Genomic DNA, 9,070 nt, shown 5'->3' on the forward strand with positions numbered 1-9,070 from the left:
CAAAGGAAAGACCCATGGGGCCCTACAAAAAACTCTGGTTCACCCTGATCGGTGTGCTGATCGTGACGTTTTCGCTGCTCGGCTACTACGGCACGGAAGTCTACCGGCAGGCGCCGCCCATCCCCGCGCAAGTGCTGGCGCAAGATGGCCGGCAACTGTTCGACCGTGAAGGTATCCTCGACGGCCAGACGGCCTGGCAATCCGTCGGCGGCATGCAGCTGGGTTCCATCTGGGGCCACGGCGCCTACCAGGCGCCCGACTGGACGGCCGACTGGTTGCACCGCGAATTGACGGCCTGGCTGGAACTGGCCGCGCAAGAGCAGCATGGCAAGGCTTACGCGGCGCTCGACGGTCCCGCACAGGCGGCGCTGCGCGAAGCGCTCAAGATGGAATACCGCGCCAACCGGGTCGACGATGCGCAAGTGCTGCGCCTGTCGCCGCGCCGCGTGCAAGCCATCGCCAACACGGCGCACTATTACGACCAGCTATTCTCCGACGCGCCCGCGCTGCATGCCAGCCGCGAGCATTTCGCCATGAAGGAAAACACCCTGCCCAGTGCCGAGCGGCGCGCGCAGATGACGCAGTTCTTCTTCTGGACGGCGTGGGCTGCCGCCACCGAGCGTCCGGGCCAGAAAGTGACCTACACGAACAACTGGCCACATGAACCGCTGATCGGCAACCAGCCCAGTGGCGAAAACCTCGTCTGGTCGGTGGCGAGCGTGGTGGTGCTGCTGGCCGGCGTGGGCTTCCTCGTCTGGGGCTGGGCCTTTTTGCGCGACCATGACGAAGCGCTGCCGGCGGCCGGTCCACGCGATCCGCTCACCACTTTCGCGCTGACGCCTTCGCAGCGGGGACTGGGAAAATATCTGTTCCTGGTGGTGGCGCTGTTCATCTTCCAGGTCTTCATCGGCGGTTTCACGGCGCACTACACGGTGGAAGGGCAGCAGTTCTACGGCATCGACGTGTCGCGCTGGTTCCCGTATGCGCTCACGCGCACCTGGCATATCCAGGCCGCCCTGTTCTGGATCGCCACGGGTTTCCTGGCCGCCGGCCTGTTCCTCGCGGCCCTGATCAATGGCGGCAAGGATCCCAAGTGGCAGCGTCTGGGTGTCGACGTGCTGTTCTGGGCCCTGGTCGCCGTCGTTGTCGGCTCGTTCATCGGCAACTACCTGGCCATTGCGCAAGTGATGCCGCCCGAGTGGAATTTCTGGCTCGGCCATCAAGGCTATGAATATGTGGACCTGGGACGCTTGTGGCAGATCGGCAAATATATCGGCATCCTGCTGTGGCTGGTGTTGATGCTGCGCGGCGTGGTGCCGGCCCTGCGTCAGCCAGGCGGCGACAAGAACCTGCTGGCGCTGCTGACCGCGTCCGTGGGCGCCATCGGCCTGTTCTATGGCGCCGGCCTGTTCTACGGCGAACGCACGCATCTGTCGGTGATGGAATACTGGCGCTGGTGGGTGGTGCACCTGTGGGTGGAAGGCTTCTTCGAAGTGTTCGCCACCACGGCGCTGGCCTTCATCTTCTCGACCCTGGGCCTGGTGTCGGTGCGCATGGCCACGGCCGCCAGCCTGGCGTCGGCCTCGCTGTTCATGCTGGGTGGCATACCCGGCACCTTCCACCATCTGTACTTTGCCGGCACCACCACGCCCGTGATGGCCATAGGCGCGAGCTTTAGCGCGCTGGAAGTGGTGCCGTTGATCGTGCTGGGGCATGAAGCGTGGGAAAACTGGCGCCTGAAGGAACGTGCGCCATGGATGGAGCAGTTGCGCTGGCCCATGATGTGCTTTGTCGCCGTCGCCTTCTGGAACATGCTGGGCGCAGGCGTGCTGGGCTTCATGATCAACCCGCCCGTGGCCTTGTACTATATCCAGGGCCTGAACACGACCCCCGTGCATGCGCATGCGGCGCTGTTCGGCGTGTACGGCTTCCTGGCGCTGGGCTTTACCTTGCTGGTGCTGCGCTATCTGCGGCCCGATTATCGTTTCAGCCCTGCCTTGATGAAGACGGCGTTCTGGGGCTTGAACGGGGGACTGGTGCTGATGATCTTTACCAGCTTGCTGCCGATAGGCATCATCCAGTTCCACGCCAGCGTGACGGAAGGCCTGTGGTATGCGCGCAGCGAGGCATTCATGCAGCAGCCGCTGTTGCAGAACCTGCGCTGGATACGTACTTTCGGCGACGTGGTCTTCATCGTCGGCGCCATCGCCATGGCGTTGCAGGTGGTGCTGGGGTTGCTGGGCAAGGCGCCGAAGGCAGCTGTACTGCAGCCGCAGGCGGTGTAGCCAGGTTAGCGGCGCCGCACGCAGTCGATATACGCGTCGGTATCCGGCGGCAAGCCCGAGCGTTGCGAAGCCCAGATCATCTGGCCCAGGCATTCCATCACTTCGTGCTGGGCCGCATGGGCCGAATCGAGGCGCTGGGTGAGTTGCTGGACGGCCGGGCGGATGCCGCGTGGCTGGTCCACCTGCACCTGCTCCGTGATCGACAGATGCATGGACAGGTGCAAGAAAGGATTGGCTTGTCCGCCCTCGACGGAATAGTCGCGCGCCAGCGCCGCTTCCACATCGGAGAGCTCGTTTTCATACTCGGGGTGTTCCAGGATCCAGTCGAGTGCGATGGCTTCCATCGGCGTGAGGATCTCATGGGCGCGGTGCTTGCGTAAAGTGTCGCAAAAGAAACGGCGCACATCGTCGGAAGAGGGGTTGAACATGGCTGAAGGACTATGGCTAAAGGGCAGCCGGCATTGTACCGCGTCGATAAAAAAAGGGCATCGAGGATGCCCTTTTTGCCGTCGGGCGGCTGCTTGCATGACCCGAGAGTCACTGTCATTTAATACCCTGCAGTAAGTATTATCCACTACCGCCACGTCCCGGCGGCGCCAAATAACGGTGATAAAATCGCCGCTCTTGATATTTGCACTGGACATGACGGCAATTTTATTGCCATTCCGTGTTTCCATTGCCCGCACCTTTGCCACCAGATCTTGCTCTTGGGATATCCCGGAGCGCGGCAGCATGCCTATCACCATCGACATTGAGCTGTCCGGCCGCCCTGGCGTGCCGGAGGCTGGACTGTTTTTCGTCAGACAAGCCGGTAGACACGATGGTGCCGCCACGGTGGCGCGCAAGAATCATCCTTCAGTATTCATAAACGGAGTTACGTATGCGTAAATCGCTATTACTTTTGATGTCGTGCCTGATCCTGGCGGCATGTGACAAGACCCCTCCGGCCTCGTCCGAAAAAACGCTAGACGTGCTGCTGATCGGCGCCGGCACCATGAGCGCCACCCTGGGCAGCATGCTCAAGGAACTCGACCCGTCGCTGACGATGGAAATGGTCGAGCGCCTTGATTCCGTGGCCGCCGAAAGCTCGGACGCGATGAACAACGCGGGCACTGGCCACTCGGCATTTGCCGAACTGAACTACACGCCGGAAGCGGCCGATGGCAGCATCGAAACCAAGAAAGCCGTTGCCATCAACGAGCAATTCGAAATTTCCAAGCAATTCTGGGCTTATCAGGTAGCCAACAAGCACCTGGGCGCGCCGCAAACCTTCATCAACAATGTGCCGCACATGGCCTTTGTGTGGGGCGACGACAATATTGCCTTTTTGAAGAAGCGCTACGCCGCGCTGCAAAAGGAAAACCTGTTCAAGGGCATGCTGTACTCGGAAGACCAGGCGCAGATCGAACAGTGGGCTCCGCTGGTCATGCAAGGCCGCGACAAGGGTCAGAAAGTGGCCGCGACGCGCATGGAAATCGGTACCGACGTCAATTTCGGCAACCTCACGCGCGGTCTCGTGAAATACCTGACGGACAGCCACGGCATGGTCCTGCACCTGCGCCACCAGGTGGAAGACATCCAGCGCGGCGCCGATGGCGTGTGGAACGTGACGGTGAAAGACTTGGCTGCCGGCAAGGAAAAGACCATGCGCGCCAAGTTCGTCTTCATCGGCGCAGGTGGCGGTTCGCTGCCGCTGCTGGAAAAATCGGGCATTCCTGAAGCCAAGGGCTACGGCGGCGTGCCGGTGGGCGGCCAATGGCTGGTCACCACCAATCAGGAACTGGTGGCGGCGCATGCGGCCAAGGTCTACGGCAAGGCATCCGTCGGTTCGCCGCCGATGTCCGTGCCGCATCTCGATACGCGCATCATCGATGGCAAGAAAGCCCTGCTGTTTGGCCCGTTTGCCACCTTCTCGACCAAGTTCCTGAAAAACGGTTCGTGGATCGACTTGCCTGCCTCGATCGGCACGGGCAATGTAAAACCCATGCTGCAAGCCGGCTACGACAATATTCCGCTGACGAAATACCTGGTCGAGCAAGTCATGAACACGCCGGAAGACCGTTTGAAAACCTTGCGCGAATACTTGCCGAACGCCAAGATGGAAGACTGGACCCTGCAAAACGCTGGCCAGCGCGTGCAGATCGTCAAGGATGACCCTGTCAAAGGCGGCTTGCTGCAGTTCGGCACGGAAGTTGTCGGCGCCGCCGATGGCAGCATCGTTGCCCTGCTGGGTGCATCGCCAGGCGCCTCGACCGCGCCGCCGATCATGATCAAGGTGCTGCAAACGGCATTCAAGAGCCGTCTGGCCACGCCGGAATGGCAGGCGAAGATGGTGGAAATGGTGCCGTCGTATGGCCAAAAGCTGAACAACGACCCGGCCCTGGCCAACAAGATCCGCCAGTACAGCAGCAGCATCCTGGGCTTGAAAGCGATCACGCTGGACGTTCCCGCCGCTGCGCCAGCGCCGGCAGCAAACTAAGTTAGTCTGACCGGCAGGGAAGTTTCTTGCCGGCATGAAAAAAGGGGCAGCCTGTTCAGGCTGCCCCTTTTGCGTGGGAGAGTGCGTTCATTGCGGCGGACTACCCCTTGCCCGGCAAGATCAGCTCCGGCGTACACCCTTCGGCGGCAATGCCGTCGCAAGGCTTGGCCAGTGCCGCACCGTCCTGTGCCCGTGGCGCATGGGGCTGGCGCAGGTAGCGCGACGTGTGGCGGTGCGCTTGCTGTGCGTTGCCATGCACGGGCCAGGTCAGGAAGCGGGACAGCTCCTGCAAGGCGCGCTGGTAGACATCGCGTTTAAATTCAATGACGACATCGAGCGGGACCCAGTATTCATGCCAGCGCCAGGCGTCGAACTCGGGATGGTCGGTCAGGCGCAGATTGACGTCGTTATCGCGCGCGCACATTCTCAGCAGAAACCAAATCTGCTTCTGGCCACGGTAGTGGCCGCGAATCTCGCGCTTGATGAAGTGGTCTGGCACTTCATAGCGCAGCCAGTCGCGGGTGCGGCCGACAATTTTGACGTGTTCCTGTCTGAGTCCGATTTCCTCTTCAAGTTCGCGAAACATGGCTTGTTCCGGTGTTTCGCCATATTTGATACCGCCTTGTGGAAACTGCCATGAGTGCTCGCGCACCCGCTTGCCCCACCACACCTCGTTCTGGGCGTTTAGCAGGATGATGCCGACGTTGGGCCGAAACCCTTCACGGTCGAGCATAATGCACCTCAAACTTTCTGCGACAGTGCGTCCTTTTTTACATAATTGCCCACAACTTCGCAAGCCGGTGACCTTTTCGGGGTGCGAAAAGCGCCGGAATCGCACCAATTGAGCGCATTTGTGTAAAGTATGGACGCATCAGCCAGCTAATCCTTTAAAATTAGGTTGATTATAACCCTCTCTTTTTAAAAAGAATTCACCGTTATGCGCGCCTCCCGTTTTTTTATTTCCACACTTAAAGATGCACCTTCTGACGCGGAAATCGTCAGCCACCAATTGATGATGCGTGCAGGCATGATCAAACGCCTCGGTTCCGGCATCTATACCTACATGCCGATGGGCTTGCGCGTGATCCGCAAGGTGGAAGCCATCATCCGTGACGAGATGAACAAAGCCGCCGGTATCGAACTGCTGATGCCGCTCGTGCAGCCGGCCGAACTGTGGCAAGAGACGGGCCGCTGGACCAAGATGGGCGATGAACTGATGCGCGTGAAAGACCGCCACGGCCGCGAATACGCGATCCAGCCGACATCGGAAGAAGTCATCACGGACGTCGTGCGCACGGAAATCAAGTCCTACCGCCAGTTGCCGTTGAATTTTTATCATATCCAGACCAAGTTCCGCGACGAGCGCCGTCCCCGCTTCGGCCTGATGCGCGGCCGCGAATTCACCATGAAGGACGCTTACTCGTTCGACCGCGACCTGGCCGGCATGCAAGCGTCGTACAAGGTCATGTTTGACGCCTACACGCGCATCTTCACGCGTTTCGGCTTGAAATTCCGCGCCGTGGCCGCAGACAATGGCGCCATCGGCGGTTCCGGTTCGCATGAATTCCACGTCATCGCCCACACGGGTGAAGACGCGCTCGTGTACTGCCCGACGTCCGATTACGCCGCCAACATGGAAGCGGCCGAAGCGCTGCCGCCAGCGGGCGAGCGCCCAGCTGCTGCCCAGGCGCTGACGAAAACGGCCACGCCGGACAGCGTCAAGTGCGAAACTGTGGCTGCCCTGCTGGGCCTGGAACTGTCGCAAACCGTGAAAACCATCGCCCTGACGGTGGAAACGACGGGCAAGGACGAGAAAGTCACGAAACAGCATTTCATGCTGCTGCTGCGCGGCGACCATGAGCTGAACGAGATCAAGGTAGGCAAGGTTGCCGGTCTGGCCGGCCATCGTTTCTCGACGGAAGCGGAAATCCTGGAAGTCTACGGCACGATTCCAGGCTATCTGGGCCCGATTGGCACAAAAGCACCCGTCACCGTGGTGGCGGACCGCACGGTCGCCCACATGAGCGACTTCGTTTGCGGCGCGAATGACGCCGGTTTCCACTACACGGGCGCCAACTGGGGCCGTGACGTGGCCGAGCCTGTCATCGTGGCCGACTTGCGCAATGTCGTCGCCGGCGACGCTTCGCCGGATGGCCAGGGCTTGCTCGCCATCGAGCGCGGCATCGAAGTGGGCCACGTGTTCCAGCTGGGTACGGCGTACTCGGAAAGCATGAAAGCCACCTTCCTCGACGAAAATGGCAAGCCTGCGCCGCTGCAGATGGGTTGCTACGGCATCGGCGTGACGCGCATCCTGGGCGCCGCCATCGAACAGAACTTCGACGACAAGGGCATCATCTGGCCGGCGTCGATCGCGCCATTCGAGGTCGTGCTGTGCCCGATGGGCATGGACCGCAGCGAACTGGTCAAGGAAGAGACGGAGAAGCTGTATGCGGCCCTACAAGGCGCTGGCGTCGATGTCATCGTCGACGACCGCGGCCTGCGTCCTGGCGCCATGTTTGCTGACTGGGAACTGATTGGCGTGCCGCACCGCATCGTCATCGGCGAGCGTGGCCTGAAAGAAGGCAAGCTGGAATACCAGGGCCGCCGCGATGCGGAAGCCACCGGCGTGGCGCCAGACGAGATCGTCGCCTTCATCCAGGGCCAAATGGCGCAGTGAAGCGCTTATCTGTAAGTAAAACGGCTGGCGCGCTCGCGCTGGCCGCCTGCCTGGCCTGCGCTTTCCCGGCGCAGGCCGGCAACCAGAAGGAGGAGGCGCTGGCCGACTCCGTTCGCCTGGCCTTGTCGCACGCGATCCGCGACGAGCGCCCGCCGCAGCCCAAGTTTGCCACTCCCGCCGACTTGCAGCGCTACCAGCAATGGCTGGCGCAGATGTCGCAACGCCTGCAGCGCAAGCTGCCGGATACGCAGCTGCGCACGGAATTCCTGGAAACCGTCTGGTATGAAGCGCGCCGCGCGGGCCTGGAACCGGCCCTGGTGCTGGGCCTGATCCAGGTGGAGTCAAGCTACCGCAAATATGCCGTCTCGCTGGCCGGCGCGCGCGGCTACATGCAGGTGATGCCGTTCTGGACGGGCGTCATCGGCGACCATGACCGCAGCAAGCTGTTTCACATGCAGACGAATCTGCGCTACGGCTGCGCGATTTTGCGCATGTACCTGGATATGGAACGCGGGGATTTATACCTGGCGCTGGGGCGGTATAACGGCAGCCGGGGACGGGCCGAGTATCCGAATGCGGTAAGGGCGGCGTGGAAACAGTGGGAGTTTAAATGAGGGGTGGGGTCTGACCCTGTGGGTCCGACCCCTGCATTTATATGGGGTTCGTGCGTTTTTAAACCCCACCGCAACGGCCGGGGTCAGACCCGACAGGGTCTGACCCCAAAAAAATGCCCCGCTCGCTGAATCAGCTGCGGGGCACTCGCTCGGTGTTGGGCCGGCGCGTATCTGATTATTTCAAATGATCGGAGATCAGTTTCGTCATTTCAAACATGGAGACTTGGGCTTTGCCGCCGAAAACTGCTTTCAGCTTGTCGTCAGCATTGATCATGCGGCGGTTGGCCGGATCTTGCAGATCGAGTTTTTTGATGTAATCCCATACCTTTTTGGTCACTTCCGTGCGCGGCAGTGGTGCTGCGCCAACAACGGCGGCCAGGTCTTTCGATGGCGTCATTGCTTTCATGAATGCTGCGTTTGGCTTGCGTGGTGTTGCCGGTGCTGCCGCTTTCTTCGCCGCTGCTGGTTTAGCTGCTGCTTTGGCTGCGGGTGCTGCTTTCTTGGCGGCTGCAGGCTTGGCTGCTGCTGCTTTGGCTGGCGCTGCTACTGGGGTTTTTTTGGCTGTTGCCATCTTCGAGCCTCCTTAACAAACACATGGGAAATTGCGCAATTAATCGCACGGCTAATATTGGTGTGGATTTACCTTGTATGCAAGTGTTTTTCACGTTTTCACGAGGAAAAAGCAGGGAAATGGCGATGCTGTCGCCCGGGCGCACCGCTTGGGCGCGCAGAACGGCGTTTTTGCCCGTAAATGGCATGCTTGCTGGCTATGCGGGGAGGGGTATTGCGGGGGGCGGGAAGCGTGATGCCGGACGCATGAAAATGCAAGCCGGCATTACTTAGAACGATGTTTTTACTTGGATACGCGGCGTAATGAATGCCATCAAAATCCCCGTGAGCGGTAATGCCGTTCAGTTAAGCAGGTTTTCGTAGAACGCGCATGGCATAGCGCTTTGGTTTTGCCTTGACGGCCCGGTCGAATTTTCGATCGGGCCGTTCGTCATTGAGAAGACTA

8 protein-coding genes are annotated in these 9,070 nt (G+C 60.5%); 5 read left to right on the forward strand and 3 right to left on the reverse strand.

Annotated features, from left to right (window positions below; translation table 11 throughout):
* Positions 1 to 14 precede the first annotated feature (14 nt).
* The gene (locus ACQ4WS_RS24150) at positions 15 to 2,285 is read left to right on the forward strand and encodes a nitric-oxide reductase large subunit (RefSeq protein WP_436479525.1); all 2,271 of its coding nucleotides are present in this window, start codon (positions 15 to 17) and stop codon (positions 2,283 to 2,285) included.
* Between the two features lie 5 nt (positions 2,286 to 2,290).
* Here ACQ4WS_RS24150 and ACQ4WS_RS24155 read toward each other — a convergent pair whose 3' ends face one another.
* Positions 2,291 to 2,713 (reverse strand): DUF1841 family protein, encoded by a 423-nt coding sequence (locus ACQ4WS_RS24155; protein WP_070218599.1) that lies wholly within the window; start codon positions 2,711 to 2,713, stop codon positions 2,291 to 2,293.
* A gap of 214 nt (positions 2,714 to 2,927) precedes the next feature.
* On the opposite strand from ACQ4WS_RS24155, the gene ACQ4WS_RS24160 reads away from it, so the two are divergent.
* The gene (locus tag ACQ4WS_RS24160; RefSeq protein ID WP_436479526.1) at positions 2,928 to 3,173 is read left to right on the forward strand and encodes a hypothetical protein; all 246 of its coding nucleotides are present in this window, start codon (positions 2,928 to 2,930) and stop codon (positions 3,171 to 3,173) included.
* Positions 3,166 to 4,764: a malate dehydrogenase (quinone) gene (mqo, locus tag ACQ4WS_RS24165; RefSeq protein ID WP_436479527.1), complete on the forward strand. Its 1,599-nt coding sequence runs from the start codon at positions 3,166 to 3,168 to the stop codon at positions 4,762 to 4,764. Before ACQ4WS_RS24160 ends, mqo begins: the two co-directional genes overlap by 8 nt.
* Before the next feature lie 100 nt (positions 4,765 to 4,864).
* On the opposite strand, the gene ACQ4WS_RS24170 is transcribed toward mqo, so the two are convergent.
* Entirely contained in the window at positions 4,865 to 5,497 is a 633-nt protein-coding gene (locus ACQ4WS_RS24170; RefSeq protein WP_076566319.1) for an RNA pyrophosphohydrolase, read from the reverse strand.
* A gap of 204 nt (positions 5,498 to 5,701) precedes the next feature.
* Here ACQ4WS_RS24170 and ACQ4WS_RS24175 point away from each other — a divergent pair, with 204 nt between their 5' ends.
* Positions 5,702 to 7,441, forward strand: coding sequence for a proline--tRNA ligase (locus ACQ4WS_RS24175; protein WP_436479528.1), 1,740 nt, complete (start codon positions 5,702 to 5,704; stop codon positions 7,439 to 7,441).
* Positions 7,438 to 8,055 carry a lytic transglycosylase domain-containing protein gene (locus ACQ4WS_RS24180; RefSeq protein ID WP_436479529.1) on the forward strand — a complete coding sequence of 206 codons (618 nt, stop codon included), beginning with the start codon at positions 7,438 to 7,440 and terminating at the stop codon, positions 8,053 to 8,055. Before ACQ4WS_RS24175 ends, ACQ4WS_RS24180 begins: the two co-directional genes overlap by 4 nt.
* Before the next feature lie 175 nt (positions 8,056 to 8,230).
* On the opposite strand, the gene ACQ4WS_RS24185 is transcribed toward ACQ4WS_RS24180, so the two are convergent.
* Entirely contained in the window at positions 8,231 to 8,626 is a 396-nt protein-coding gene (locus tag ACQ4WS_RS24185) for an SWIB/MDM2 domain-containing protein (protein ID WP_071650146.1), read from the reverse strand.
* Positions 8,627 to 9,070 lie beyond the last annotated feature (444 nt).

The organism is Janthinobacterium leeuwenhoeki (assembly GCF_051380795.1).
GTDB lineage: Bacteria > Pseudomonadota > Gammaproteobacteria > Burkholderiales > Burkholderiaceae_D > Janthinobacterium.